We start from the raw sequence: 26,692 nt of genomic DNA, 5'->3' as shown, positions 1-26,692 counted from the left end.
GCAGCCTACGGCCGAATCACCGTCGGAAAGACAGCAATCGTGCCCGATTTCGGAAATTCCCACGGCCATACGAACCCGCGCGGACGAGCGTGACGCACCCCACCCCCCACCCCGTTCAAACTCCGTTAACAATGGACTGTGATCTCTCCGGTCTCCTCGATGCCCCGGAGCGCCCACCGGCAGCGGCCGGAGGCGACTCCCTACGTCGACCTCACCCGAACCGAGTGGAGCGCGCTGCGGGACAAGACTCCGTTGCCGCTGACCGCCGAGGAGGTCGAGAAGCTGCGCGGTCTCGGTGACGTCATCGACCTCGACGAGGTGCGGGACATCTACCTCCCGCTCTCCCGGCTCCTCAACCTCTACGTCGGCGCCACGGACGGGCTGAGAGGGGCGCTGAACACGTTCCTGGGCGAGCAGGGCTCCCAGTCCGGCACCCCGTTCGTCATCGGCGTCGCCGGATCCGTGGCCGTCGGGAAGTCGACCGTCGCCCGTCTGCTCCAGGCGCTGCTGTCCCGCTGGCCCGAGCACCCCCGCGTCGAGCGCGTCACGACGGACGGCTTCCTGCTGCCCACCCGGGAGCTCCAGGCCCGCGGTCTGATGTCGCGCAAGGGCTTCCCGGAGTCGTACGACCGCCGGGCCCTCACGCGTTTCGTCGCCGACATCAAGGCCGGCAAGGACGAGGTCACCGCACCCGTCTACTCCCACCTGATCTACGACATCGTGCCGGACCAGCGGCTCACGGTCCGCCGCCCGGACATCCTCATCGTCGAGGGCCTCAACGTCCTGCAGCCCGCCCTCCCCGGCAAGGACGGCCGCACCCGCGTCGGTCTCGCCGACTACTTCGACTTCAGTGTGTACGTCGACGCCGCCGCCGACGACATCGAGCGCTGGTACCTCAGCCGGTTCAAGAAGCTGCGCCAGACCGCCTTCCAGAACCCGGACTCGTACTTCAGGAAGTACACCCAGGTCTCCGAGGAGGAGGCCCTCGACTACGCCCGCACCCTGTGGCGCACGATCAACAAGCCCAACCTGGTCGAGAACATCGCCCCCACCCGCGGCCGTGCCACGCTCATCGTCCGCAAGGGCGCCGACCACAAGGTCCGGCGCCTGAGCCTGCGCAAGCTGTGACCGTTAGTCTGCGGCCATGCTGCACCTGCGTCTGATCACCCCGTCCGGCACGACCGACGACGTGGTCCGCCTGATCGAGAAGACGGTCGGGACGACCCACCTCGTCGTCCTGCCCGGCGCCGCCCGCAACCCCGCCGGGGACGTGGTGCTGTGCGATGTCGCCCGTGAGGCCGGCGACGAACTTATCGGTGCGCTACGGGAGTTGGGGCTGGACCGGACCGGTTCCATCGCCGTCGAGAACATCGACCTCTCGCTGTCCAAGCGGGCCGACAAGGCGGAGGAGGAGGCCCCGGGCGAGGGCGCGGACGCGGTGCTCTGGGAGCAGCTGACCGAGGCGACCCACGAGGAGTCGACGCTCTCCGTCACCTACGTCGCCTTCATCACCCTCGCCACGATGATCGCGGCCTGCGGTGTCGTCCTCGACAACGCCATCCTGATCGTCGGCGCGATGGCGGTGGGCCCGGAGTTCGGCCCGCTCGCCGGCATCTGCACCTCGGTGGTCCAGCGCCACCCGCGTCTGGCCCTGCGTTCCCTGATCGCGCTGCTTGTCGGCTTCGCGGTGGCCATGCTGATCACCGTCGGCTTCACCTACTTCATGGACGGCATCAACCTGTTCACCAAGGTGCGCCTGGAGGCCGAGCGGCCCAACACCAACTTCATCTACCGCCCCGACGCCTTCTCCTTCGTCGTGGCGGTCCTGGCCGGCATCGCCGGCACGCTCTCGCTCACCTCGGCGAAGTCGGGCCTCCTGGTCGGCGTGGCCATCTCGGTCACCACGGTCCCGGCCGCCGCCAACGCGGCGGTGGCCTTCGCCTACACGGAGTACAAACAGGCCTGGGGATCGACCGAGCAGCTGCTCCTGAACCTCATGGGCATCGTCCTGGCAGGCACAGTGACCCTTCTGACCCAGAAGTGGCTGTGGGCCTCTCAACGCCGGAACATCAGCGCCCGATAGGGGCGCGGGGCTCTGCTCAATGTGCGGCTCCGCCGCTTGGGCGCGACAAGCCACAGACAACCCGCGGCCCGCCGACGACAGCACCCCCCACCCCCCACCCGGCACCCGCCAGGGGCTCGGATTACTAACCCAACGCCGACTTGACGGCATCGGCCAGCCGCCCCGCCACCGACCGAGCCTGATCGATATCGGCCGCCTCGACCATGACCCGAACCAACGGCTCCGTCCCGGAAGGCCGCAGCAGCACCCGCCCGGTCGCCCCCAACTCCCGCTCCGCCTCGGCGACGGCAGCCGAGAGTTCGGCCGATTTCCCGACCCGGGACCTGTCCACGTCCGGCACGTTGATCAGGACCTGCGGCAACCGCTCCATCACCGCCGCGAGGTCCCGCAGCGACCGCCCCGTCTCCGCGACCCGCGCCGCCAGCATGAGCCCCGTCAGCGTGCCGTCCCCGGTCGTCGCGTGGTCCAGGATGATCACGTGCCCGGACTGCTCGCCGCCGAGCGCGTAGCCGTGCTGCTTCATCTCCTCCAGCACGTACCGGTCCCCGACCGCCGTCTGGACGAGGGTCAGCCCCTCCCGCTCCAGCGCCAGCTTGAACCCGAGGTTGGACATCACGGTCGCCACCAAGGTGTCGGCCCGCAGCGCCGACCGCTCCCGCATGGCCAGCGCGAGTACGGCGAGGATCTGGTCGCCGTCGACCTCCGCGCCGGTGTGGTCCACGGCCAGGCACCGGTCCGCGTCACCGTCGTGCGCGATACCGAGCGCCGCCCCGTGCTCGACGACCGCGGCCTTCAGCTTGTCGAGGTGGGTCGAGCCGCAGCCGTCGTTGATGTTGAGCCCGTCCGGGGAGGCGCCGATCGTGACGACCTCGGCGCCGGCCTGGGAGAACGCCTTCGGCGACACCCACGCCGCCGCCCCGTGCGCCTCGTCGAGGACGATCTTCAGCCCGTCCAGCCGGTTCGGGAGTACGGCGATCAGATGGGCGACGTACCTGTCGAAGCCCTCCTCGTAGTCCCGCACCCGTCCGACGCCCGCTCCGGTAGGCCGCTCCCAGGGCTCACCGTGCCGGTGGGAGTCGTACACCGCCTCGATCCGGTCCTCCAGCTCGTCGGCGAGCTTGTGGCCGCCGCGGGCGAAGAACTTGACGCCGTTGTCGGGCATGGCGTTGTGGCTGGCGGAGAGCATGACGCCCAGGTCGGCGCCGAGCGCGCCGGTGAGGTACGCCACCGCGGGCGTCGGCAGCACTCCGACGCGCAGCACGTCCACGCCGGCGCTCGCGAGGCCCGCGACGACCGCGGCCTCCAGGAACTCCCCGGACGCACGGGGGTCCCGTCCGACGACCGCCGTTGGCCGGTGGCCCTCGAACGTTCCCGCCTCGGCCAGCACGTGCGCCGCCGCGACCGACAGACCGAGCGCCATCTCGGCCGTCAGGTCCGCGTTGGCGACGCCCCGCACGCCGTCCGTGCCGAAGAGTCGTCCCACTTGTCCTCCTGAGGAAACGTCAGTTACAGGCGGCGTACACCCACCGGATAGCGGCATCCGATCACACAAGCCGTTGAGGGTCTTGTGCCGTTATACGCCCCCGACGGTGATAAACGAACGCCCCGACAGCACTGTGGCGTGCCGCCGGGGCGTTCGCGGAAGAGCAGGCAGCGAAGCTTAGCGCTTGCTGTACTGCGGGGCCTTGCGGGCCTTCTTCAGACCGGCCTTCTTGCGCTCGACCGCACGGTCGTCGCGGCGGAGGAAGCCGGCCTTCTTGAGCGGGCCGCGGTTGTTGTCGACGTCGGCCTCGTTCAGCGCGCGGGCGACACCGAGACGGAGCGCACCGGCCTGACCGGAGACACCGCCACCGGCGATGCGGGCGATGACGTCGTAGCGGCCCTCGAGCTCGAGCACCTTGAAGGGCTCGTTGACTTCCTGCTGGTGCACCTTGTTCGGGAAGTAGTCCTCGAGGGTGCGACCGTTGATCTTCCACTTGCCGGTGCCCGGGACGATCCGGACGCGGGCGATGGCGTTCTTGCGGCGGCCCAGGCCGGCGGCCGGCTGGGGGTCGCCGAAGCGGGACGCGAGGGACTCGGAGGTGTACTCGCCCTCGACGGGGACGTCCGACTCCGTGGTGTAGCTGTCGATGTCAAGCTCTTCGAGCGGCTGCTCGGCAGTGGTCTCGGCCACGATTCTCCTCAGATTCTCTTCAGGCTTAGGGGTGGCCGGACTTACTGCGCGACCTGGGTGATCTCGAACGGCTGCGGCTGCTGCGCGCCGTGCGGGTGCTGGTCACCCTTGTAGACCTTCAGCTTCGAGAGCATCTGACGGCCCAGGGAGTTCTTGGGGAGCATGCCCTTGACGGCCTTCTCGATGGCCTTCTCCGGGTTCTTGTCCAGCAGCTCGTCGTAACGGACGGAGCGCAGACCACCCGGGTAGCCGGAGTGGCGGTACGCCATCTTCTGCGTCCGCTTGTTGCCGGACAGGTGCACCTTGTCGGCGTTGATGATGATGACGAAGTCACCGGTGTCGACGTGGGGCGCGTAGATCGGCTTGTGCTTGCCGCGGAGAAGCGACGCGGCGGTCGTGGCGAGACGCCCCAGGACAACGTCCTGAGCGTCGATGACGTGCCACTGGCGAGTCACATCGCCGGGCTTGGGGCTGTACGTACGCACTTCGCAGCCTTCTTCTTCAGTGGATGGGTGCTGGAAATGGCATCACTGAAGCGATCGTGCAGCTGGGGACGACAAATATGCCGGGCCACTGCCCGTATGCCGCCCACTGGTAACTGCTCCAGGGAACCTGTGTGAAGGGCCTCTCGTGAGTACGAGCGAGCCAATACACAACGAAGAAGCAGGATACCGGGGTCATCCGGGCGGGTCAAAACGAGCCCGTTGTCCACAGGCCCACCGGCACCACGCGCACCCCCACTAAGATGCGCCCCATGAGCTTTGGGCAGCAGGGGGGACCTCAGTCCCAGTGGGATCCCTGGAAACCGCAATCCCAGCAGCCGTGGAACAACGGCGGCGACGGCCGGACCCCGGACTGGGCGGCCCTCGCCGAGGCGTCCGAGACGCGCAACAGGAGGCGCCGGCTGCTGTTCATAGGCGGCGGCGCGGTGGCCACCATCGCGATAGGCACCGCCGTCGCCATGGCCGTCGTGTCGGCGAACGGCGACAACAAGGCCTCCGGGAGCCCGTCCAACCTGCCCGCGAGCGCCTCGATCCCCAGCAGCAGCGCCTCGGCCCCGTCCTTCGCGCCGACCAGCGCGCCGCCCCCGCTGGACCCGAAGGAGTTCATCTCCAGCAAGGCCAAGGACACGGCGCCGCTCAGCGTGGAGACCCTCTTCCCGGGCTCCCAGCTGACCATGGGTTCGGCGGTCTACAAGAAGGGCGCCACGGCCGACACGAAGAACTGCGCGTCGGCCGCCAAGGGCACCCTCCCGGCCATCCTCACCGGCAACGACTGCACCCGTCTGATGCGGGTCACCTACAGCAAGGACGGCGTCGCGGTGACGGTCGGCGTGGCCGTCTTCGACACCCAGGCGCAGGCGGCCAAGGCCCGGACCCAGTCGGACAAGAAGGGCTTCGTCACGTCCCTGCCCGGCAAGGGCGTGAAGGACTTCTGCAACGCCGCCACCTGCCTGACCACGGCCAATTCCTACGGTCGCTACGCCTACTTCACGACCGTCGGCTTCACCGACGGCAAGGATGTGACGAAGAACTCCACGAACGTCTTCGCCGCCGGCAACGACCTGCAGCTGTTCACGTTCCGCCAGATCAACCGTCGGGGCGAGGCCCAGGCCTCGGCCGCCGCGAACGGCTGACCGGCCCGCCGTCAGAGGCGCGCCGGTCCGGTCAGCTCCGCTCCGGCTGCGGTCCGGTCAGCTCCGGTCCGGTCAGCTCCCGTCCGGTCAGCCCCGCTCCAAGGCCCCGCTCAGCACGGGTTCCGGGTAGACCGGCACCGGGTCGTCGGCCGGCGGGGCGGCCGTCCGGAAGACCCACGTCCGGTAGGACCAGAAGCGGAACAGGGTCGCGATGCCGATGCCGACGAACTTGCTGACGTTGTTGGCGATCGTGCCGTCGAAGCCCAGCCCGTAGGTGGCCGCGTAGAGGACCCCGTTCTCGATGACCAGGCCGACCGCGCTGAAGAAGAGGAAGAGACCCATCTCCCTCCGCTTGCTGCCGCGGTCCTCCTGGGTCCGCTCGCGGTAGGTGAAGTACCGCAGGCCGAGATAGTTGGTCATGATCGCGACAATGGTCGCCGCGACGCTCGCCCGGACCGTCTGCCACTGCGTGAAGGACCTGATGGCGTTGAAGACGGCGAGGTTCACCACGAACCCCGAGGCTCCCACCAGGCCGAACTTCGCGATCTCGCCGTACAGCTTCCCCGTCCGCGTCGGAAGCGCATGCCGTCCGCTCACGGTGCCGCTCAGCCCCGCCGGTTGCGCAGCCGCAGCCGCACCGGCATCACGGCCGACTCGATCTGGGTCGACAGGTTCATCTTGGACACGCCCTCGGTGCGCTCCTCGAAGCGGATCGGGATCTCGACGGCGCTGTGCCCGGCCCGGACGGCCTTGAACTTGAGCTCCACCTGGAAGCTGTAGCCGGCGCTGTCCAGGGTCGCGAGGTCGATGTCCCGCAGCGTCGCGGCCGACCACAGGTTGAAGCCGGCGGTGATGTCCCGGATCTTGGTGCCGAGCACGGTCCGGGCGTAGCGGTTGGCGAACCGGGACAGCAGCACGCGGTGCTTGCCCCACTCCTCGTCCAGCGAGCCGCCCTCGACGTACCGGCTGCCGACGACCAGACCGACGCCGGACGCGATGGCCGTGCCGAGCATCCGTGGGACCGCTTCCACCGGGTGGCTGCCGTCGGCGTCCATCTGCACGACGTACTCGGCGCCCTCGTCGAGCGCGGCGCTCATGCCCGCCACGTAGGCCCGCCCGAGCCCGTCCTTCTCGGTGCGGTGCAGCACGCTCATCCGGTACTGCCCGTCCCAGTTGTACTTCTCCGCCAGCTCCTCGGCGATCCGCCCGGTGCCGTCCGGGCTGGAGTCGTCGACGATCTTCAGATGCAGCCCGTCGATCCGCAGCCCGAGCACCAGCTCGGCCATCCGCGGCAGGTTCGCGGCTTCGTTGTAGGTGGGCATCACCACGGTGACGCGCACGCCCGGGTATCTGTCGAGGCTCGTCATGGCCGTTCTCATCCCTCCCTAGAGGCCCCGAAGGGGCCTCTCCCCAGTGGGCGCGGGTCTGCCCAGCGCCCGGAAGTGCCAGCCCGCCGCGGTCCAGCGGTCCGCGTCGAGCACCCCCCTGCCGTCCACGATCAGCGGCCGGGACACGAGCCCGGCGGCATGCTCCGGGTCGATCTCCCGGAACTGCGGCCACTCGGTCAGATGCAGCACGAGGTCCGCTCCCCGCAGGGCCTCCTCGGCCGACAGCGCGTAACCGAGGAGCGGGAACGCCTTGCGGGCGTTGTCCAGCGCCTCGGGGTCGTAGACGGTGACATCGCCGCCGTCGAGACGCAGCCGGGCGGCCACGTTCAGCGCGGGCGAGTCGCGGATGTCGTCGGAGTCGGGCTTGAAGGCCGCTCCGAGCACGGCGATCCGGGCCCCCAGGACCGAACCCCCGCACAGTTCGCGCGCCACGTCGACGACCTTGTCGCGGCGGCGCATGTTGATCGCGTCGACCTCCCGCAGGAAGTCCAGCGAGACCCCCAGTTCCCCGGCGCGGTGCGCGAAGGCCCGGATGTCCTTGGGCAGGCAGCCGCCGCCGAAGCCGATGCCGGCGCGCAGGAACTTCCGGCCGATCCGGTCGTCGTGGCCGATCGCCTCGGCGAGGACGCCGACGTCGCCGCCCGCGGCCTCGCAGACCTCGGCCATCGCGTTGATGAAGGAGATCTTGGTGGCGAGGAACGCGTTCGCGGCCGTCTTGACCAGCTCGGCGGTCGGGAAGTCGGCCGTGACCAGCGGGGTACCCGCGTCGAGGACGGGGGCGTACACGGCACGAAGGATCGTTTCCGCGTGCGAAGACCGCACCCCGAACACCAGCCGGTCCGGCCGCAGCGTGTCCTCGACGGCGAAGCCCTCGCGCAGGAACTCAGGGTTCCACGCGACCTCGGCACGCTCGTGCAGCCCCGCCAGCCGCTCCGCCGTCCCCACCGGCACGGTCGACTTGCCGACCAGCAGCGCCCCCTCGGCCGCGTGCTCGGCGATGGCCGCGAAGGCCGCGTCGACGTACGTCAGGTCGGCGCCCTCGGAACCCGAGCGCTGGGGAGTGCCGACGCACACGAAGTGCACCTCGCCGAAGGCCCCGGCCGCCGCGTAGTCGGTGGTGAACCGCAGCCGTCCGCTCGCGGTGTGCTTCGCGATCAGCTCCGGCAGCCCGGGCTCGTGGAACGGCACCCGCCCCGCCTGCAGCGCGGCGACCTTGTCGGGGTCCACGTCGACCCCGAGCACCTCGTGGCCGAGTTCCGCCATGCAGGCGGCGTGGGTGGCACCGAGATAGCCGGTGCCGATGACTGTGAGCCGCATGGGTACGGCCTTTCGTGAAGACATGAGCAAGGAAGAACAGGGGTGGCCGACCGGCTCAGGACGTCTTCGCCCAGATCTGGTACGAGCCGGTACCACCCCCGCTGAGCCGGTACGGGATCTTGCCGACCAAGCGGTAGTTCCCGTTCTTGGTCACCTGCTGCTCGATGTACTTGTCGATGTCCGGCGTCGCGATGCCGTCCAGGACGACGAGGTCGAAGTAGCCGGCCTGGATGGCGAGCCGGTACCCCTCCTGACCGTGGTGGATCTTGCCGTTCTTGTCCGAGTAGCCGATGCCATAGGTCGACGTCCACTGGTCCTGCTCAGTCTTGGCCCGCAGGTAGTAGACAGGCACCTCGTAGGTGGCAGCGAGGTACTTGCCCTTGGGCTTCATGTACGGCTCGATCGACTTCACGAGGGGAGTGGAGTCCGGCCACAGACCGAAGCGCCACTCCGACTGCGAGACGCCGAGGCACAGTGCGGTGACCCAGAGCAGGATGCCCAGCTGTGGATAGCGAAAGTGCTTGCCGACCAGCCGGATCACACCGACACCGGCCATCGGGGCGGCGAAGAGCAGACCGAAGTCCAGGTGCTTGTAGAGCGAGACCGACGTGCTGAGGTGGATCTGGTACGCGGGGGCCAGCAGGGCGGTACCGGCCAGCACCAGGCCCGTCAGTGCACGCCAGCGCCAGCCGGGACCGGCCAGCCCGTGGGAGCGCGGCGACTCGTTCATCCGGCCACGCAGCGTGTAGGCCACCGCACCCGCGACGGCGGCGGCGAACATCAGGCCACCCCATTCCACGGACTTCTCCGCCAGGGCCATGGCGGTGTCGGTGCCGTGGGCGCGGTTGGTGGTCGTCGACTTCACACCGGCGAGCACGTTGGTGTACATCAGGCCGACGCCGACCAGCGCGGCTGTTCCGAGGCCGAGCAGAAGCGCCCGCAGCACACACCGCCAGCCCTTGTGGTGCCAGGCTGTGAGCGCGGCCAGCACGATGAGCGTCGGCACGTACAGCGCGGACGCGTACTTCACCGCGACCGCCAGCACCATCACCGGCGCCGCGAGCAGCACGACGATCACAGGCGCCTTGTTGGTGCGGACGACGATCCAGGCGCTGAGGGCCAGCAGGAAGATCGCCGGGGCGTCGTAGGTGGCGAACCAGCCGAGCACGATGGTCGGCTGGGTGACCGCGAAAAGCGCCGCGGCGACCAGGGCGACCCGCTCGTTGAACATGCGCCGGCTGAAGGAGTACAGCAGCGCGGTCGCACCGAGCATGCACACCAGGCTCAGCAACCGGGCCCCTGACAGCCCGAAGTACCCGTCGACGACGGCCGCGACGACCGGGTACAGCATCGGCGATCCGGAGAAGTACGACTCGTACCCGCTGTGCAACGGGGTGCCGCTCGCCCAGTGGTCGATGATGTTGTGGCCCGCGGCGAGGTAGAGGGCCTCGTCCTGGAACGCCGTGTTGGACAGCCGCAGCGACAGCACGGCCTGGATGAGCAGGACGACCGCCAGGACACCGCGGCTGACCCATGCCCGCCGCTTGCTCGGGGCGTCGTCCCAGCCCGCGTCCGGGGACTCGGGGATGTGGTACCCGGGCTCGTCCTCGGGCACCTGCTGGTACGTGACCGTACGCAGGGCGTACGTCGGCTGGTCGTCGTAACCCGTCTGCGGCTGCTCCGGGATGCCGGAGGCGAACGGCTGCCCGGTCTGCTGCTGCCCCTGGTAGGGGTGCCGACCGTCGTACCCGTACCCGTGCTGCTGGTACTGGTCCTGCTGCTGGTACTGGTCCTGCTGCTGCGGCTGTACCCAGCCATTGGAGTTGAACCAGCCGCCGGCGTCGTCCTCGGCGTAGGGATCGTAGGGCTGCGGGGTGTGGTGATCGTGTCGGGAGGTCATCACGGCTTCCGTACGTCGAAGCCGAAACGGTCGTCGGCAGCCAGTCGCTTGAACTCCTTCAGCGCCAGCGGGCTCGCCTCCAACCGCCAGTCGGCACGCTTCTTGTGGTTGAACCAGATGAAGCCGAGCATGTTGTCGTCGGCCTCCACACCCGCGAACAGGTTGCGGATGTCGGCCCGCCGTCGCTCACCCGGCATCGCCGCTGTCTCGGCCAGGAGCATGGGCCTCTTGGTGAAGGCACGGATCTCGTCGATGGTCGGACCGAAGACGCTGTTGAAGGCGTTGTCCTGACCGAGCGTCCAGTAGCCGACGAGGCCGACCCAGTCGACGTAGGCGTCCCCCGGGTAGTACGGCTTCAGCCGCACGCTCTTGACCGGGTTGATGATGTTGGGCGTCCAGGCCCAGATCACGTTCGTGGCACCGGCGTCGATGAACGCGTCGTGGATGTGCCGCCACGCGGCCACGTACTCCTTGGGAGTGACGTACTTCGTACCCCACTTCTCCCAGTTGCCGTTGAACTCGTCGGCGAAGTCGATCACGACGGGCAGGTTCAGCTTGCGGACCGCGGTCGCGTACTTCTTGAGGTACGCGTCCGACTTGCCGGCCGCGATGTCGGCGAGGGTGCTGTCGAAGGGCTCCCAGGACATCAGCGTCATGGCGCCCTTCTTCCAGGCGTTGCGGACACCGCTGGCGTCGAAGCCGTCGCCCCAGGCCGCGTAGTACTCGATGAGGTTCGGCTGTTTGCCGGTCATCCCCGTGTACGCGTCGACGCCCTTCATGGAGGTGGGCGCGCCCTCGACGGCGGCTCCGTAGTACTTCTTCGCTGGCTTGAGCAGCGGGACGACGTCGTACGGGACGTCGCTGTCCGCGCTCTGCGACGGATCCGCGCCCTGCGCCCGTCCGGCGGGTGAGGTGCGATTCGAGTCGTCGAGCACGGAGCAGCCGCCGAGGGTGAGGACGCTGATCAGCGCAGCGGCGACCGCGGTGCGTGTGCCGGTGGGCAATCGCATGTCAGATAGCCGCCTTCTCCCGCGGCTGGACCAGCACGCGGCCCACGACGAGGGCGTAGAAGAGTCCGGAGGACAGGACCAGGGCGAAGTTCGGGGCCTCCATGGTGAAGGTCCGGTAGACCGCCGCCACGACCCAGACCAGCGCGGTGCCGCCGCTCCAGACCCACATGCCGATCCAGAAGCGGCGGGTCTTGTTCTTCTTGGCGCCGGAGGAGCCGGTGGGCTGCCAGCCCATGCGGTTCTTGCGCAGGATGTCCCAGATGGCGAAGACGTGCGCCCAGCCGTACATCATGCGGGCGGCCCAGGCCTCCAGGCGGTAGGGCGCCTTGTGCCACATGGGGAAGACGATCGTGGTGTAGACGATGCTGGGCACTACCAGGAGCAGGTTCTCGACCCTCAGCTTGTCCGGCATCATCAGCAGCAGCACGATCGGGATGACCGGTGCGGCGAAGGTGAAGAGCGCCGTGTGGATGTAGTAGAAGAACCCGGACATGTAGCACAGGCGGCTGGAGAGCCTGATCTTGCGCTCCCAGAACTTCCTGCTGCCGAGCAGGCTCATCGAGCCGGAACACCAGCGGTACTGCTGGTTGAAGAAGGCGCCGGCGGTGTCCGGGCACACCCCCGTGGAGACGGCGACGGGCACATAACGCAGGTCCCAGCCGAGGCCGCGCAAGTCGAAACCGGTGTGCACGTCCTCGGAGTGCTCGATCAGGGTGGTACCGCCGTTGGTCTCCAGCGCGGCCCGCCGGTACACGGCGCAGGAGCCGACGCAGATCGCTCCGTCACTGCCCTGCCGGGAGACCTGCACCGACCGGTAGAACAGCTCCTGCACGGCGCCCGCGCCGCGCTCGATCCAGTTCTGCGAGTCCAGCACCCGGAAGTACTGCGGGGACTGCACGATGCCGACCTTCGGGTCGGCCTCCATGTACGGCAGCAGTTCTTCCAGAAGGTCGGCGCGCGGGGTGAAGTCGGCGTCCAGGATCAGGATGTACTGACCGTCGGACTGCCCGAACCCGAAGTGCAGGTTGCCGGCCTTCTTGAACCAGCCGCGGTTCTCCCGGGTGCCGTAGCGGAACCCGAAGTCGCGGGCCATCGCCTCCAGCTGAGGGTCGGCGCCGTCGTCCAGGACGAACGGGACGCAGACGCCGGGGTAGTGGTCGGCCATCTGCCGGACGTGCCGCCAGGTGTTGTGCAGTACCTCGATGGGCTCGCCGCACACCGGCAGGAACACGTCGACCGTGGGGTAGACCTCGGGTCGCCAGTCATGCACGAGCCGCTTGTGATGCTCGATGTCGAAGTCTCTGGTGAAACCGTTCACCCGAAGCGAGACCAGGTAGTAGAGCACGGTGAAGACCAACAGCGGCGTGTAGATCCACAGCACCGGCGTGGACTGCGCCAGCTTGAACTGGCTCACCACCAGACAGCAGAAGCTGATCAGCGAACTGATCGTCAGGATCCACAGGTTCCGGCGGGTGTACGCGTACTTCTCCCTGTCCGTGGGCGGCAGCGGCAGCAGGCCCAACGGGGCTTCGACCCCTCGCCCGGCTTTCCTTCGCCCACCGTTCTGACGCGCGACACGACGCCTCCCGGCCCGTACCGGGCCAACTGAACTCATGAAAAAACCACCAATGGGCCCCTACCGGCCCGTTGACCCCCACCGTGTTTCGGCCACCCCCAGTCGAACCTATGGCCGAGTTGCGAAACATTATCCGAGTTATATGGAAGGCGTAAGGGTTAGCTGGAAACTTACGGGGAGTAAGCGACTCTATGTCCGTTATCTTCTGCGAAATGAGGGATAGCTAACAGGTTTCACATCCAGTGCCCCGGGCATACCGTTCTGCCCTCTGATGGGACGCGCTGATCGACGATCTCCGACGACCCGCGGGGCACCACATGACCGGTTCACGACGCTCCGTCCTCAGATCGGCCCTCGCGGTGGGCGGCGTCGCCGTGTCCGCCACGGCGGTCTCCGCGGGTGACGCCACCGCCGTAGCGGCGGACGCGGGATGGGTGAACGTCAAGGACCACGGCGCCAAGGGCGACGGCACCACCGACGACACCGCGGCGATCCAGGCGGCACTGGACGCCTGCCGGCCTGGCAATGTCACCGTGCTCCCCGCCGGGGTGTACCGCACGAGCGCTCCGCTGCGCATCGGCCCGTATGTGACCCTCCAGGGTTCGCACGCCGGCGGTGAGTCCCAGCCGGGCGCCCAGAACCCGGTGACCGGCCTCCGCCCCCTGCCCATTCACGGGGCACGCCGTCGTCGAGATCCTGGACCAGCAGTTGGGGGGATACTCGATCCAGGCCAACGCGCAGCGCGTCTTCTCGCTGTCCATCGACGGCTCCGACCTGCCGCGCGGCGGGGCGGAGATCGACGGCATCCGTGCCACGGGGCAGATCCAGCCCCTGCAACTGCGCGACGACCACGTCCGTGCGGTCACCGGCATCGGGATCAACACCTGGTACAACTTCGACGCCACGGGCGGCCCCCAGGCGCCGTTCTGCCTGCACTACGACCGCGTCTCCGTCCTGCGGACCGGCTCACACGGCATCGTGCTGAACAACTCCACCGACTCCGTCTTCCACGACGTGTACGTCCTGGGGGTCGGAGGCTGCGGCTGGTGGATGTCGGGCGCGGGCAACTCCTCCTTCACCAGCTGCCGCGCGGCATGGTCCGCGAAGCACGGGTTCGACATCGAGTCCGTGCCCGGAGTGATCAAGATGGTCGCCTGCTCCACCCACCGGAACGGCTGGAACGGCATGTACGTCCACGCCACGGACACCACCGGCGTCCTCCTGCTGTCCGCCGTACAACTCACCCGAGACGGCAAGAACGCCGGGGCCGGTGGCGGCGGGTACGCGGGGCTGGGGGTGGCGAGTTCCCAGTGCAAGGTCATCGCCGACGGCCTGGTCGTCCTCACGGGCAAGGACGACGACGGTGCGGGAGCGGCGAGCACCCAGTACGGCGTGCGTGCCGACTACTCGACCTACGTCGTGGTGAACTCGGGCCACCTTCAGGGCGTCACGTCCCCGTGGCAGAGCGGCTCCGGCAACACCAAGTTCGTGAAGGGCACGCTCGTCGGCACGGGTTGAGAACACGCCGTTCCCCCTGGCGATGCCGAAGCGAAACGCGCCCCATAGTGCCCAAAAACCTCAACTGATGATAAGAACAACCACTTAGTCTTCACGTTTGTGCCGCGCCCGTGACCACTCCGGGCGCGACCACGAGGGGGGGTCCCGAATTGCCTGGGTTTTCCATGCCCGCACGCGGTGGCCGTCATCGCAACCGGCGGCGCACATGGTTGGTGTCCGTCGTGGCCGCGGCCACCGCCGCACTGATCGGCACGATGATCAGCCTGGTGGCGTCCTCGGCCCAGGCCGACCAGAACACCCAGGGCGTCGACAACCTGCGCACCAACTGGGACCAGGACGAGGCCTCCCTCTCCCCGGCGGTCGTCCAGTCCTCCGCCTTCGGAAGGCTCTTCGCCACCAAGCTGGACGGGCAGATATACGCCCAGCCGCTGGTGCTCGGTGACCAGGTGATCGCCGTCACCGAGAGCAACACCCTGTACGGCCTCGACCGCACCACCGGAGCGATCGAGTGGAGCAAGAACTACGGCCCCTCATGGCCGGCCTCGGCGATCGGCTGCGGTGACCTCGTGCCCGACATCGGCGCGACCGCGACGCCGGTCTACGACCCGTCCACCAACTCCCTCTACTTCACCACCAAGGTCGACGACGGCACCTCCACCCACCGCCACCCCAAGTGGCTGATGCACGCGGTCGACCCCGCCTCCGGAGCCGAGCGCTCCGGGTGGCCGGTCACCATCGCCGGCAGCCCCGTCAACGACCCGAGCGCCACCTTCGACGCCTACTACGAGCAGCAGCGCCCTGGCCTGCTGCTGATGGACGGCGTCGTCTACGCGGGCTTCGGTGCCCACTGCGACGCATGGCCGTACCGCGGTTACGTGGTCGGCGTGAGCACCACGGCGCACAGCATCACCTCGATGTGGGCCACGGCGACCGGGGCCGGCATCGGCGGCGCGGGCATCTGGCAGGCGGGCGGCGGACTGGTCTCCGACGGGTCCGGCCGCATCTTCTTCAGCACCGGCAACGGCATCAGCCCGGCGCCCGGCCCGGGCAAGACCGTCCAGGGAACCCTGGCCGAGTCCGTCGTACGCCTCCAGGTCGGCGCCGACAACAGCCTCAGCACGGCCGACTTCTTCAGCCCCAGCAACGCCGCCACCCTGGACCTCAACGACCAGGACATCTCCTCGGGCGCCCCGATGGCGCTCCCGGACGGCTTCGGCACCAGCGAGCACCCGCACCTGCTCGTCCAGCAGGGCAAGGACGGGCGGGTGTTCCTGCTCGACCGCGACAACCTCGGCGGTATGGGCCAGGGGCCCCAGGGCGGCGACGCCGCGGTCAGCGTGTCCGGCCCCTACCAGGGCATGTGGGGACACCCCGCGTTCTGGGGCGGTGACGGCGGCTATGTCTACGTCGTCGGCAACCAGGGTCCGCTGCGCGCCCTCAAGTACGGCGTGCGCAACGGCGGTACACCCACGCTCACCCTCACGGGCCAGAGTCAGGACACCTTCGGCTACACCAGCGGCTCGCCCCTGGTCACCTCCAACGGCACGGACGAGTCCAGCGCCCTGGTGTGGATGACCTCCGCGAGCAACGCCTCTGGGGCCGACGGCACCCTGCGCGCCTACAGCCCCGTCCCCGACGGCAACGGCCGTCTCCAGCTGCTGTGGTCGGCACCGATCGGCACCGCGACGAAGTTCAGCACGCCGACCGCCGACAGCGGCAAGGTGTACGTCGGCACCCGGGACGGTGTCCTCTACGGCTTCGGCAGCCCGGCCAGGACCGCCCTGACCGCGGCCTCACTGGACTTCGGCCAGGTCGGGGTCGGCGGCAACGCCTCCAGCCAGATGAAGCTGACGGCCACGCAGGACGTCAGCATCACCGGGCTCACCGCCTCCGGCCCGTTCACTGTCGACCCGTCCGCCGTACCCACCCCCGCACAGCCCACGGCGCTGGCGGCGAACGCCACCCTCAACGTTCCGATCAGCTTCACCCCGACCACCACCGGCGGCGTCAACGGCACCTTGACCGCGAACCTCTCGGACGGCCAGAAACTCGTCTTCGCCCTCCACGGCATCGGCACCAGGCCCGGATTCGGAGCGGCGCCCGGCGCCCTCGACTTCGGCGAGATACCCACCGGCAGCACCTCGACGCTGAACCTGCAGGTCACCAACACCGGTACCGAAGCGGAGACCATCACCTCGGTCGACGCGCCCGGCGGCGCCTTCTCCGCCTCGGGGCTGCCGAGCGCGGGGACGGTCGTACCGGCCGGCGGCTCGTTCGTACTCTCAGTCACCTACACACCGACCACCGACCAGGTCGACAGCGACGCGCTCGTGATCAGCAGCAGCGGCAGTGGCGGCGCGACCCACACCCTGAGCGTGCCGGTCACCGCGACGGCCATCACCGGGCAGGGACACCTGGAGTTCTCCACGAGCTCGCTGGACTTCGGCAAGGTCCCGATCGGCAGCTCCAAGTCGCTGACGTTCACCATCACCAACACCGGCAACATCCCGGTGACGGTGACCAAGGCCAAGGCACCGACGGGTGACTTCAACAGCCCGTTGCAGCTGTCGGAGGGCCTGGTCATCGGTCCCGAGCAGACCGCGGTGCAGAGTGTGACGTTCACTCCGCGTTCCGCCGCGGATCTGAACGCCTCCTATGAGGTCACCGGCACCGGAACCGACGACAACGGCAACCCCCAGGGCGCCATGTACGTACAGGTCAAGGGCACCGGCACAGGCACCGCCACGACCACCTCGACCGCCGACGGACTGTGGCAGACCAACGGCTCGGCAGTGCAGGCCGACGGCGGCGGCGTCCAACTGACCCCGGCCACCAGCTACAAGGCGGGCTCGGCGGTCTACACCAAGCCGTTGCGCACCGACGGTCTGCGGGCGACGTTCACCGCCAAGTTCGGCCCCGGCACGGGCGGGAAGGGCATGGCACTCACCTTCCTCGACCCTGCCCAGAACTCCGCCTCGGCGCTGGGCGGGTTCGGCGACAGTCTCGGCATCGCGGGACGGCCGGGCACGGTGATCGCGCTCGGCACCAGCTACAACACCACGCTGAAGGCGCAGAACTTCGTGGGCGTCGGCCGCAGTTCGGCCGACTCGTCGACGATCGCCTACCAGTCGGTGGTCCCGCTCACCACCTCACTGCGCCAGGGCACACATCAGGTCGACGTCCAGGTGGCCACCGGCCATGTGTACGTCTGGATCGACGGAACCCAGGTGGTCGACGCGACTCCGGCACTGACCCCCACCGCGCTCCTCGCCTTCTCGGGGTCCACCACCGACATCTCCGACGTGCAGACGGTGAGCGATCCGGTCATCTCCCAGGGGCCGGCAGCGGCCACCTCCCTCCACCTCACCGCCCCGAGCACCGCCGTCCCCGGCCGGTCCCTGACCATCACCGGCACCCTGACCTCGACCGCGGCTCTCCCCGCGGGGCAGGTCGCGCACATCACGCGGAACGGGACGGCGCTCCCCGACGTGACGACGAAGGCGGACGGCTCCCTCACCTTCACCGACACCCCGCCGGCCGAGGGAACCTACACCTACGCCGCGAGCTACGCCGGGGACGCGACCCACGACCCGGCGACCACGACGACCCTCGTCCAGGCGTCCAAGCTGGTCACCTCGGTCAGTCTGACGGCCCCGGCCACGTCCACCCGCGCACAGAAGCTGACCGTGTCCGGCAAGCTCTCCGGCGCGCCCTTCGCCGCCGGCGGGGTCGTCAAGGTCACGAAGACCGACCTCGGGCACACGTCCGGCACCGCACTCGCCGACGCGAAGGTCGCCACGGACGGTTCGTTCACCTTCTCGGACACCCCGCAGATCGGCGGCGCCAACACCTACAAGGTGACCTACGGCGGCGACGTCTCGCACAAGTCGGGCAGTACCAGCGCCACCGTCCAGGTCTCCCGGACCGCGACGTCCCTGACCATCGCGACCGACCACGCGACGTACGCGTACGGCCAGACCGCGAAGATCACCGCTCATCTCGGCACGACGTACAACAAGCGCACGGTGGCGATCTACGCCCAGCCGTTCGGCGGCACGTCGGTCCTGGTGAAGTCGGGGACGGTGGACAGCCACGGCAACCTGGCCGGGTCGTACAAGCTCACCCGCAACACCACGTTCAGCGCGGTGTTCGCCGGCGACTACCGGTACGCCCCGAAGACCGTCGCCCGAACCGCGCAGACCCAGGTACGGGTCTCGGAGACGCTGTCCGGCTACTACACGAGCACGCACTACGGCAGCACCCTCTACCGCGTCTACCACCGCACCGCCAAGGAGCAACTGGACGTCACCGTCACACCCAACAAGTCCGGCCAGTGCATCCTGTTCCGCGTACAGCGCTACTACAGCGGCGCCTGGCACACGCAGACCACCACGCCCTGCACGGCCCTGAGTTCCGCCAGCACCGGCCGCCACAAGATGTCCCTCACCAGCTCCGTGGGCAGCAAGTTCCGCATCGCGGCGCAGTACGTCCACAGCAGCAGGGACACCACCAACCCCAGCACCTGGGGCGCCTGGCAGTACTTCACCGTCAAGCAGTGACCGCGAGCCACGCCCCCGGCCGCCGGCCGGGGGCGTGGCTCCCTCTCAACACCCGCCGCACCCCGGCAACGACCGCTTGTTGCGCGCCTCCTTGCTGCGCGCGGCCAGCAACTCGTCCGCCGGATAACCGACTTCCTCCAGCGTCAGCCCGTGCGGCCGTACGACGTGCACTGCCGAGTCCCGTACGCCGGCGGCCAGCACCTTGGCCGGCCAGTCCGGCCCCCGGTGCCCGTCCCCCACGAACAGCAGCGCCCCGATCAGCGAGCGCACCATGTTGTGGCAGAAGGCGTCGGCCCGCACGGTGGCGGTGATGATCCCGTCCGCCCCCCGCTCCAGGCTCAGCTCCTGCAGCGTACGGATGGTGGTGGCCCCCTCCCGGCGCTTGCAGTAGGCGGCGAAGTCGTGCTCCCCCAGCAGCCCCCGGGCTGCCTCGTTCATGGCGTCGGCGTCGAGCGGCCAGTCATGCCACAGCACATGGTTGCGCAGCAGTGGATCCACTCCCCCGGGGTTGTCCGTCACCCGGTATGCGTACCGGCGCCAGATCGCCGAGAACCGGGCGTTGAAGCCGCTCGGCGCGGGCCGCAGCGCCCACACCCGCACATCCCTCGGCAGCCGCCCGGCGAGCCGCTTCAGCAGCTTCTCGTGATGCTCACGCCAGACCCCCTCCGGCAGATCCACATGCGCCACCTGCCCCCGCGCATGCACCCCGGCGTCCGTCCGCCCGGCCACGGTCAACTCGTAGGAGACGTCCCCCGACCGCGTGACGGTCCGCAGAGCATCCTCGATCTCCCCCTGCACGGTCCGCCGCCCCCCGGCCTGCTTGGCCCACCCGGAGAACTCGGTCCCGTCATAGGAAAGGTCAAGGCGAACACGTACACACCCGGGCTCTACTTCGTCACTCACCCAGAGATCCTCTCAGAACACAAAAGCGGGCCCGCTCCCCGAAAGGAACGGACCCACTGACGCGCCCCACAGGGGCGCGGGGCTCTGCTGAATTTGCGGCTCCGCCGCGTGGGCGCGACCAGCCACCACGAACCCGCAGCCGCCAGCCGAACAGCACCCCGCAGAACGCTTACGCGTCCTTCGACTCCTCGGCGTCAGCCTCGTCGGCCTTGGTCACGTCGACCTTGGCGTCCTCGACCTCGGCAACCGGAGCCGCAGCCTCGGCCTCCTTGACCGCACGCTTCGTCGCAGCCTCCGCCTCACCCGTGGCCTGCTGCGCAACCGTCAGCGCCTCGACCAGCTCGATGACAGCCATGGGCGCGTTGTCGCCACGGCGGTTACCGATCTTGGTGATGCGGGTGTAGCCACCCGGACGGTTCTCGTAGCGCGGGCCGATCTCGGTGAAGAGCGTGTGGACGACGCTCTTGTCCGTGATGACCTGCAGCACCTGGCGGCGGTTGTGAAGGTCGCCCTTCTTCGCCTTGGTGACCAGACGCTCGGCGTACGGGCGCAGGCGGCGGGCCTTCGCCTCGGTGGTGGTGATACGGCCGTGCTCGAACAGCGACTTCGCGAGGTTCGCGAGGAGCAGCTTCTCGTGCGCGGCGCTGCCGCCCAGACGGGCACCCTTGGTGGGCTTCGGCATTGTTCTTCTCCTGTGTGTCTGCCCCGGCCGTGTCAGGTACCGGGGTCAGGAACCCGATGAGCGGACGCTCACCGGCATCAACCGATCAGGTACTGCTGGGTAGTGCTCAGTACTGCTCGGTCTCCACGAAACCCGCGTCCGCGTCGTCGTCGGCGCCGAAGGCGTCGGCGGCGGCCGTGGGGTCGAATCCGGGCGGGCTGTCCTTCAGGGCCAGGCCCATGCCGGCCAGCTTCGCCTTGACCTCGTCGATGGACTTCGCACCGAAGTTGCGGATGTCCAGGAGGTCGGCCTCGGAGCGCGCCACGAGCTCACCCACGGAGTGGATGCCCTCGCGCTTGAGGCAGTTGTAGGAGCGGACCGTGAGCTCCAGCTCCTCGATCGGCAGCGCCAGGTCGGCGGCAAGGGCGGCGTCCGTCGGGGACGGGCCCATGTCGATGCCCTCGGCGTCGATGTTCAGCTCGCGGGCGAGACCGAACAGCTCGACCAGGGTCTTACCGGCGGAGGCCATGGCGTCACGGGGACGCATCGCCTGCTTGGTCTCGACGTCGACGATCAGCTTGTCGAAGTCGGTGCGCTGCTCGACACGCGTGGCCTCGACCTTGTACGTGACCTTCAGCACCGGGCTGTAGATGGAGTCGACCGGGATACGGCCGATCTCCTGGCCCACCTGCTTGTTCTGCACGGCGGAGACGTAACCGCGGCCACGCTCGACCGTGAGCTCCATCTCCAGCTTGCCCTTGCCGTTGAGCGTGGCGAGGACCAGGTCGGGGTTGTGCACCTCGACACCGGCCGGGGGCGCGATGTCGGCGGCGGTGACCAGACCCGGGCCCTGCTTGCGCAGGTACATCACGACCGGCTCGTCGTGCTCCGAGGAGACGACCAGCTGCTTGATGTTGAGGATCAGGTCGGTGACGTCCTCCTTGACGCCCGGCACGGTGGTGAACTCGTGCAGGACGCCGTCGATGCGGATGCTGGTGACAGCGGCACCGGGGATCGACGACAGGAGGGTGCGGCGGAGGGAGTTGCCGAGGGTGTAGCCGAAGCCCGGCTCCAGCGGCTCGATCACGAACCGGGAGCGGAACTCGTCGACGACCTCTTCGGTCAACGAGGGACGCTGAGCGATCAGCATGTGTGGATCAGATCCTTCTTTCGTGGACGCCCGCTATTTGACGCCCGACGGAAACCGCGCCCGTGAAAAGCGCGGGTACTGCAAGGGTACGGGCGGTACGACCTCGTACGAGAGCCATACCGCCCGAAAGCCCGAAAAGCGACCGCGTCAGACGCGACGACGCTTCGGCGGACGGCAGCCGTACTGCGACATGTGGGGGATAACCCCCACACCCCCAGCCGACAGCCGCCGTGAGCCTGCGTGTCAGACGCGACGACGCTTCGGCGGACGGCAGCCGTTGTGCGGGGTCGGGGTGACGTCCTGGATGGAGCCGACCTCGAGGCCCGTGGCCTGCAGGGAGCGGATCGCGGTCTCACGACCGGAACCCGGGCCCTTGACGAACACGTCGACCTTGCGCATGCCGTGCTCCTGGGCGCGGCGGGCAGCCGACTCGGCGGCCATCTGCGCGGCGAACGGCGTGGACTTCCGGGAGCCCTTGAAGCCGACGTGGCCGGCGGAGGCCCAGGAGATCACGTTGCCGGACGGGTCCGTGATGGAGACGATCGTGTTGTTGAACGTGCTCTTGATGTGCGCGTGGCCGTGAGCGACGTTCTTCTTTTCCTTGCGGCGCACCTTCTTGGCAGCGCCCTGACGACCCTTGGGGGGCATGTAGAAATCTCCTACGGGAGGTGGTCGGTCCTACGGCAGCTGGTGGGACCGCTGCGAGGACTACTTCTTGCCCGGCTTCTTCTTGCCGGCGATGGCGCGACGCGGGCCCTTGCGGGTGCGGGCGTTGGTGCTGGTGCGCTGACCGCGGACGGGCAGACCACGACGGTGACGGAGACCCTGGTAGCAGCCGATCTCGACCTTGCGGCGGATGTCGGCCTGGATCTCGCGACGGAGGTCACCCTCGGTCTTGATGTTGTTGTCCACGTACTCGCGGATCGCGACGAGCTGCTCCTCGGAGAGGTCGCGGACGCGGGTGTTGGGGTCGACGCCGGTCGCTGCCAGCGTCTCCTTCGAGAGGGTCCGGCCGATGCCGAACACGTAGGTGAGGGCGACCTCCACGCGCTTTTCGCGCGGGATGTCAACACCGGAAACGCGTGCCATTCAATGGCTCCTGGTGATCTTCGGAGGTCTTCCGCAGAATCGGTTCCCGGCCGCCGTATCAGGTACGAACCGGGTCCCCGGCCTCCGAACCGGGGGTGTCAGGCGGACGCTCGCGTCCTCCTGGATCCTGCGTATGAACATATTCAGCTCGCGTCGCGCGAAGCCCTGCGAAACCGCAGAGGGAGGTCGTTACGTCAGCCCTGGCGCTGCTTGTGGCGCGGGTTCTCGCAGATGACCATGACCCGGCCGTGACGGCGGATCACCCTGCACTTGTCGCAGATCTTCTTGACGCTCGGCTTGACCTTCATGGGATCGAGGTTCTCCGAGTCAGAGGGATCTACTTGTAGCGGTAGACGATCCGGCCACGCGTCAGGTCGTACGGAGACAGCTCCACCACGACCCGGTCGTCAGGGAGGATGCGGATGTAGTGCATACGCATCTTGCCGCTGATGTGTGCCAGGACCTGGTGGCCGTTCTGGAGCTCGACCTTGAACATGGCGTTCGGAAGAGACTCGACGACAGTGCCCTCGATCTCGATGGCACCTTGCTTCTTGGCCACGCTTCGCCCTTCGAATCGACTACCTTGATCGACTCCCGCCAGCGCATGAGGACATGCGGGTACACGAGAGCCGACGAGTCAGTCTACGTCAGCCCTCTCGGAAAGACGAATCGAGAAAGAGTGCCCCGGCGGGGAGATCCTTAAGCGGCCGGCGCTCAGGCAAGCGGGTCCGGCGCCGCCGTGACCCCGTGTTCCGCCAGCTTGGCCCTGCCGCCGTCCGGGGACGTGAGGACCAGGGGGCCCTGCTCGGTCAGGGCGACCGAGTGTTCCCAGTGGGAGGACCAGGTGCCGTCCGTGGTGATGACCGTCCAGTCGTCGGAGAGGACCTCGGTCTTCGGGGTGCCCAGGGAGACCATCGGCTCGATGGCGAGGCAGAAGCCCGGGACCAGCTTGGGGCCCTTGCCGCGGCGGCGGTCGACGTAGTTCAGCAGGTGCGGGTCCATGTGCATCTCGGTGCCGATGCCGTGGCCGCCGTAGTCCTCGATGATCCCGTACCTGCCGCCGCCCGGCTTCGGCTGGCGGCGGATGTAGGTCTCGATGGCACGGGAGACGTCGACCAGCCGGTTGCCCTGCTTCATGGCCGCGATGCCGGCCCACATCGACTCCTCGGTCACCCGGGAGAGCTCGATGAGTTCGGGAGCGTGACCGGAGCCCACGAAGGCCGTGTAGGCCGCGTCCCCGTGCCAGCCGTCCACGATCGCGCCGCAGTCGATGGAGATGATGTCGCCGTCCTTGAGGACCACGTCCTCGGACGGGATGCCGTGGACGACGACCTCGTTGACGGAGGTGCAGATCGTCGCCGGGAAGCCGCCGTAACCGAGGAAGTTGGGCTTGGCGTTGTGCTCGGCGAGCACCTTGCGCGCGACCTCGTCCAGGTCCTTGGTGCTGGCTCCGGGCACCGCCGCCTCACGGGTGGCCGCGTGGATGGCGGCGACGACCAGCCCCGCCTCCCGCATCCTGGCGATCTGCTCGGGGCTCTTGATCTGCACCATGGGGGCCTGCGCTCTCCGTCTACTGCTCAACTGCGTCAACCGGTTACCAGGACAACAGTACGGCCGTGACGCCCTTTCGGGTGCCACGGCCGTGACCGGCTGACGGCTACTTGCCGTCGTCCTCGCGCTTGAGGGCCTCCAGAGCCCGCTGCGTGACCTCGTCCACCGGGCCGAGGGACGAGATCGTGACGACCAGGCCCTGCGACTTGTAGTAGTCGATGATCGGCTCGGTCTGCGTGTGGTAGACCTCGAGCCGGGTGCGGACCGTCTCCTCGGAGTCGTCGTCCCGCTGGTACAGCTCACCGGCGCAGACGTCGCAGACGCCTTCCTTCTTCGGCGGGCTGTACGTCACGTGGAAGACGTGCGAGGAGTCGTTGCGGCAGATACGGCGGCCGGCGATCCGCTTGACGACCTCTTCCTCGGGGACTTCGAGGTCGAGTACCGCGTCCAGCTTGATGGCCTCGGTCTTCAGCAGCTCGTCCAGCGCCTCGGCCTGCGAGACATTGCGCGGGAAACCGTCGAGCAGGAAGCCGCCCTCGGCGTCCGGCTGCTCCATGCGGTCCTTAGCCATCGCGATGGTGACCTCGTCGGGGACGAGATTGCCGGCGTCCATGTAGGACTTCGCGAGTTTCCCGAGCTCCGTCTGCTGGCTGATGTTGGCGCGGAACAGGTCGCCCGTGGAGATGTGCGGGATGCGCAGTTTCTCGGCAAGGCGAACGGCTTGCGTTCCCTTGCCGGCTCCCGGCGGCCCGACGAGGACGATTCGCATCAGCGGAGGAACCCTTCGTAATTGCGCTGCTGGAGCTGGCTCTCGATCTGCTTCACCGTCTCGAGACCCACACCCACGATGATCAGGATGCTCGTCCCGCCGAAGGGGAAGTTACCGGATGCCCCGAACCCGACCAACGCCATCGTTGGAACGAGAGCGATCAGCCCCAGATACAGCGAACCCGGCCAGGTGATCCGGTTGAGCACGTAACTCAGGTACTCAGCGGTCGGTCGGCCAGCCCGGATGCCCGGGATGAAGCCACCATACTTCTTCATGTTGTCGGCGACTTCCTCGGGGTTGAAGGAGATCGCCACATAGAAGAACGCGAAGAAAACGATCAGCAAGAAGTAGCTGACCAGGTAGATCGGGTGGTCACCCTTGGTCAGGTTGTCGTTGATCCAGACCTTCCAGCTGGAGTTCCCGCCGGAGAACTGCGCGACCAGCGCCGGGATGTAGAGCAGCGACGACGCGAAGATGACGGGGATCACACCCGCCTGGTTGACCTTCAGCGGGATGTACGTCGACGTACCGCCGTAGGAACGGCGGCCGATCATGCGCTTCGCGTACTGCACCGGGATCCGGCGCTGGGCCTGCTCGACGAAGACGACCAGACCGACCATCACCAGGCCGACGAGGATCACGGTGCCGAACTCGATCCAGCCGCCGGCCAGCGTGCCCTGCTTCTTGATGGCCCACAGCGCGGACGGGAAGGTCGCGGCGATCGAGATGAACATGAGGATCGACATGCCGTTGCCGATGCCGCGGTCGGTGATGAGCTCACCGAGCCACATGACGACGGCGGTGCCGGCCGTCATGCAGATGACCATCGTGATGGTGGTGAAGATCGAGCGGTCGGGCACGATCTGGCTGCCCACCGAGCACTGGCCGAAGAGCGCGCCGCTGCGGGCGGTGGCCACCAGGCCGGTGCCCTGCAGGATGGCGAGGGCCACCGTCAGGTAGCGGGTGTACTGCGTGATCTTCGCGGTACCCGCCTGGCCCTCCTTCTTCAGTGCCTCCAGGCGCGGGATCACCACGGTCAGCAGCTGCAGGATGATGCTCGCCGTGATGTACGGCATGATGCCGAGCGCGAAGATCGTGATCTGCAGCAGCGCGCCACCGCTGAACATGTTGATCATGCCGAAGAGCCCCTGGTTGCCAGAGGCTTCCTTTACGCACTGCTGGACAGACGTGTAGTCGACGCCAGGGATCGGAATGTGGGTACCGACCCGGTAGACCACGATGATGCCCAGCGTGAAGAGCAGTTTCTTGCGCAGGTCGGGCGTTTTGAACGCCCGGGCGAACGCGGTGAGCACGGTGCCTCCTGCGACCCCCGCGCAACTGCGTCAAGGGTGACGGTCTTGAGGTTCGACGGATACGAATAACGAACGGTGGAGGCTACCTTACCGGCG

24 protein-coding genes and 1 pseudogene are annotated in these 26,692 nt (G+C 68.2%); 6 read left to right on the top strand and 19 right to left on the bottom strand.

All coding sequences use genetic code 11. The features are described from left to right. The first annotated feature begins 159 nt into the window (after window positions 1–159). Together coaA and MKW14_RS17530 are read left to right on the top strand one after the other, a co-directional pair. On the top strand, window positions 160–1,128 hold the full coding sequence (gene coaA, locus MKW14_RS17535) for a type I pantothenate kinase (RefSeq protein ID WP_240863461.1): 969 nt from the start codon (window positions 160–162) through the stop codon (window positions 1,126–1,128). Between the two features lie 16 nt (window positions 1,129–1,144). Continuing rightward, on the top strand, window positions 1,145–2,083 hold the full coding sequence (locus tag MKW14_RS17530) for a DUF389 domain-containing protein (RefSeq protein WP_240863460.1): 939 nt from the start codon (window positions 1,145–1,147) through the stop codon (window positions 2,081–2,083). A 124-nt stretch (window positions 2,084–2,207) separates the two neighbouring features. Here MKW14_RS17530 and glmM read toward each other — a convergent pair whose 3' ends face one another. The 3 genes from glmM to rplM all read right to left on the bottom strand — a co-directional run bounded on the left by glmM (window position 2,208) and on the right by rplM (window position 4,741). Further along, window positions 2,208–3,566 (bottom strand): phosphoglucosamine mutase, encoded by a 1,359-nt coding sequence (gene glmM, locus MKW14_RS17525; RefSeq protein WP_240863459.1) that lies wholly within the window; start codon window positions 3,564–3,566, stop codon window positions 2,208–2,210. A 177-nt stretch (window positions 3,567–3,743) separates the two neighbouring features. Then, the gene (rpsI, locus tag MKW14_RS17520; RefSeq protein WP_123974782.1) at window positions 3,744–4,256 is read right to left on the bottom strand and encodes a 30S ribosomal protein S9; all 513 of its coding nucleotides are present in this window, start codon (window positions 4,254–4,256) and stop codon (window positions 3,744–3,746) included. Between the two features lie 41 nt (window positions 4,257–4,297). Then, window positions 4,298–4,741, bottom strand: coding sequence for a 50S ribosomal protein L13 (gene rplM, locus MKW14_RS17515; RefSeq protein ID WP_133043272.1), 444 nt, complete (start codon window positions 4,739–4,741; stop codon window positions 4,298–4,300). 269 nt (window positions 4,742–5,010) lie between these two features. On the opposite strand from rplM, the gene MKW14_RS17510 reads away from it, so the two are divergent. Then, window positions 5,011–5,892 carry a hypothetical protein gene (locus MKW14_RS17510; protein ID WP_240863458.1) on the top strand — a complete coding sequence of 294 codons (882 nt, stop codon included), beginning with the start codon at window positions 5,011–5,013 and terminating at the stop codon, window positions 5,890–5,892. Between the two features lie 87 nt (window positions 5,893–5,979). On the opposite strand, the gene MKW14_RS17505 is transcribed toward MKW14_RS17510, so the two are convergent. Genes MKW14_RS17505 through MKW14_RS17480 form a run of 6 tightly spaced genes read right to left on the bottom strand, consistent with a single transcriptional unit; the run spans window position 5,980 to window position 12,924 of the window. Continuing rightward, window positions 5,980–6,489 (bottom strand): GtrA family protein, encoded by a 510-nt coding sequence (locus MKW14_RS17505; protein ID WP_240863457.1) that lies wholly within the window; start codon window positions 6,487–6,489, stop codon window positions 5,980–5,982. 8 nt (window positions 6,490–6,497) lie between these two features. Next, window positions 6,498–7,259 carry a polyprenol monophosphomannose synthase gene (locus MKW14_RS17500; RefSeq protein WP_240863456.1) on the bottom strand — a complete coding sequence of 254 codons (762 nt, stop codon included), beginning with the start codon at window positions 7,257–7,259 and terminating at the stop codon, window positions 6,498–6,500. Window positions 7,260–7,277: 18 nt separating this feature from the next. Further along, a complete protein-coding gene (locus MKW14_RS17495) occupies window positions 7,278–8,597 on the bottom strand; it encodes a UDP-glucose dehydrogenase family protein (protein WP_240863455.1) in 1,320 nt (439 codons plus the stop codon). A 55-nt stretch (window positions 8,598–8,652) separates the two neighbouring features. Continuing rightward, a complete protein-coding gene (locus MKW14_RS17490) occupies window positions 8,653–10,497 on the bottom strand; it encodes an ArnT family glycosyltransferase (protein ID WP_240863454.1) in 1,845 nt (614 codons plus the stop codon). Then, window positions 10,497–11,507, bottom strand: coding sequence for a glycoside hydrolase family 26 protein (locus MKW14_RS17485; protein ID WP_240863453.1), 1,011 nt, complete (start codon window positions 11,505–11,507; stop codon window positions 10,497–10,499). The genes MKW14_RS17490 and MKW14_RS17485 overlap by 1 nt, the downstream gene beginning before the upstream one ends. Before the next feature lies 1 nt (window position 11,508). Next, a complete protein-coding gene (locus MKW14_RS17480) occupies window positions 11,509–12,924 on the bottom strand; it encodes a glycosyltransferase family 2 protein (protein ID WP_240863604.1) in 1,416 nt (471 codons plus the stop codon). 476 nt (window positions 12,925–13,400) lie between these two features. Here MKW14_RS17480 and MKW14_RS41555 point away from each other — a divergent pair. From MKW14_RS41555 to MKW14_RS17470, 3 genes and pseudogenes are all read left to right on the top strand, one after another. Then, window positions 13,401–13,679 (top strand): annotated as a pseudogene (locus MKW14_RS41555) (glycosyl hydrolase family 28-related protein); the annotation flags it as partial. 112 nt (window positions 13,680–13,791) lie between these two features. Continuing rightward, window positions 13,792–14,601, top strand: coding sequence for a right-handed parallel beta-helix repeat-containing protein (locus tag MKW14_RS17475; RefSeq protein WP_240863452.1), 810 nt, complete (start codon window positions 13,792–13,794; stop codon window positions 14,599–14,601). A gap of 221 nt (window positions 14,602–14,822) precedes the next feature. Beyond that, complete coding sequence (locus tag MKW14_RS17470; protein ID WP_240863451.1) at window positions 14,823–19,160, top strand: Ig-like domain-containing protein; 4,338 nt, start codon at window positions 14,823–14,825, stop codon at window positions 19,158–19,160. A 45-nt stretch (window positions 19,161–19,205) separates the two neighbouring features. Here MKW14_RS17470 and truA read toward each other — a convergent pair whose 3' ends face one another. The 10 genes from truA to secY form a co-directional block, all read right to left on the bottom strand. Further along, window positions 19,206–20,063 carry a tRNA pseudouridine(38-40) synthase TruA gene (truA, locus tag MKW14_RS17465; protein ID WP_240863450.1) on the bottom strand — a complete coding sequence of 286 codons (858 nt, stop codon included), beginning with the start codon at window positions 20,061–20,063 and terminating at the stop codon, window positions 19,206–19,208. A 169-nt stretch (window positions 20,064–20,232) separates the two neighbouring features. Continuing rightward, window positions 20,233–20,745, bottom strand: a complete 513-nt coding sequence (gene rplQ / locus MKW14_RS17460) for a 50S ribosomal protein L17 (protein WP_240863449.1) — start codon at window positions 20,743–20,745, stop codon at window positions 20,233–20,235. Between the two features lie 106 nt (window positions 20,746–20,851). Next, the gene (locus tag MKW14_RS17455) at window positions 20,852–21,874 is read right to left on the bottom strand and encodes a DNA-directed RNA polymerase subunit alpha (protein ID WP_003966937.1); all 1,023 of its coding nucleotides are present in this window, start codon (window positions 21,872–21,874) and stop codon (window positions 20,852–20,854) included. Window positions 21,875–22,117: 243 nt separating this feature from the next. Then, entirely contained in the window at window positions 22,118–22,522 is a 405-nt protein-coding gene (rpsK, locus tag MKW14_RS17450; protein ID WP_003956432.1) for a 30S ribosomal protein S11, read from the bottom strand. A gap of 60 nt (window positions 22,523–22,582) precedes the next feature. Continuing rightward, on the bottom strand, window positions 22,583–22,963 hold the full coding sequence (gene rpsM / locus MKW14_RS17445) for a 30S ribosomal protein S13 (RefSeq protein WP_009300593.1): 381 nt from the start codon (window positions 22,961–22,963) through the stop codon (window positions 22,583–22,585). 194 nt (window positions 22,964–23,157) lie between these two features. Continuing rightward, window positions 23,158–23,271 (bottom strand): 50S ribosomal protein L36, encoded by a 114-nt coding sequence (rpmJ, locus tag MKW14_RS17440; RefSeq protein ID WP_003998809.1) that lies wholly within the window; start codon window positions 23,269–23,271, stop codon window positions 23,158–23,160. 29 nt (window positions 23,272–23,300) lie between these two features. Next, a complete protein-coding gene (gene infA, locus MKW14_RS17435; protein ID WP_003948620.1) occupies window positions 23,301–23,522 on the bottom strand; it encodes a translation initiation factor IF-1 in 222 nt (73 codons plus the stop codon). 155 nt (window positions 23,523–23,677) lie between these two features. After that, window positions 23,678–24,514 carry a type I methionyl aminopeptidase gene (map, locus tag MKW14_RS17430; RefSeq protein WP_240863448.1) on the bottom strand — a complete coding sequence of 279 codons (837 nt, stop codon included), beginning with the start codon at window positions 24,512–24,514 and terminating at the stop codon, window positions 23,678–23,680. A 106-nt stretch (window positions 24,515–24,620) separates the two neighbouring features. Beyond that, the gene (locus MKW14_RS17425) at window positions 24,621–25,283 is read right to left on the bottom strand and encodes an adenylate kinase (RefSeq protein WP_240863447.1); all 663 of its coding nucleotides are present in this window, start codon (window positions 25,281–25,283) and stop codon (window positions 24,621–24,623) included. Beyond that, complete coding sequence (gene secY, locus MKW14_RS17420; RefSeq protein ID WP_240863446.1) at window positions 25,283–26,596, bottom strand: preprotein translocase subunit SecY; 1,314 nt, start codon at window positions 26,594–26,596, stop codon at window positions 25,283–25,285. The genes MKW14_RS17425 and secY overlap by 1 nt, the downstream gene beginning before the upstream one ends. Window positions 26,597–26,692: the final 96 nt, after the last annotated feature.

The sequence above is a fragment of the Streptomyces gilvus genome (assembly GCF_022513565.1).
In the GTDB taxonomy this organism is placed as follows: domain Bacteria; phylum Actinomycetota; class Actinomycetes; order Streptomycetales; family Streptomycetaceae; genus Streptomyces; species Streptomyces gilvus.
Note: the sequence above shows the minus strand (reverse complement) of the source record. Positions and strands in the feature narration are given on the sequence as shown.

Excerpts from the sequence above, each read along its gene's own strand:
- coaA (WP_240863461.1), top strand. The coding sequence starts at position 160 with ATGCCCCGGAGCGCCCACCGGCAGCGGCCGGAGGCGACTCCCTACGTC.
- MKW14_RS17530 (WP_240863460.1), top strand. The coding sequence starts at position 1,145 with ATGCTGCACCTGCGTCTGATCACCCCGTCCGGCACGACCGACGACGTG.
- MKW14_RS17510 (WP_240863458.1), top strand. The coding sequence starts at position 5,011 with ATGAGCTTTGGGCAGCAGGGGGGACCTCAGTCCCAGTGGGATCCCTGG.
- MKW14_RS17500 (WP_240863456.1), bottom strand. The coding sequence starts at position 7,259 with ATGACGAGCCTCGACAGATACCCGGGCGTGCGCGTCACCGTGGTGATG.
- MKW14_RS17495 (WP_240863455.1), bottom strand. The coding sequence starts at position 8,597 with ATGCGGCTCACAGTCATCGGCACCGGCTATCTCGGTGCCACCCACGCC.
- MKW14_RS17490 (WP_240863454.1), bottom strand. The coding sequence starts at position 10,497 with ATGACCTCCCGACACGATCACCACACCCCGCAGCCCTACGATCCCTAC.
- MKW14_RS17485 (WP_240863453.1), bottom strand. The coding sequence starts at position 11,507 with ATGCGATTGCCCACCGGCACACGCACCGCGGTCGCCGCTGCGCTGATC.
- rplQ (WP_240863449.1), bottom strand. The coding sequence starts at position 20,745 with ATGCCGAAGCCCACCAAGGGTGCCCGTCTGGGCGGCAGCGCCGCGCAC.
- MKW14_RS17455 (WP_003966937.1), bottom strand. The coding sequence starts at position 21,874 with ATGCTGATCGCTCAGCGTCCCTCGTTGACCGAAGAGGTCGTCGACGAG.
- rpsK (WP_003956432.1), bottom strand. The coding sequence starts at position 22,522 with ATGCCCCCCAAGGGTCGTCAGGGCGCTGCCAAGAAGGTGCGCCGCAAG.
- rpsM (WP_009300593.1), bottom strand. The coding sequence starts at position 22,963 with ATGGCACGCGTTTCCGGTGTTGACATCCCGCGCGAAAAGCGCGTGGAG.
- rpmJ (WP_003998809.1), bottom strand. The coding sequence starts at position 23,271 with ATGAAGGTCAAGCCGAGCGTCAAGAAGATCTGCGACAAGTGCAGGGTG.
- map (WP_240863448.1), bottom strand. The coding sequence starts at position 24,514 with ATGGTGCAGATCAAGAGCCCCGAGCAGATCGCCAGGATGCGGGAGGCG.
- MKW14_RS17425 (WP_240863447.1), bottom strand. The coding sequence starts at position 25,283 with ATGCGAATCGTCCTCGTCGGGCCGCCGGGAGCCGGCAAGGGAACGCAA.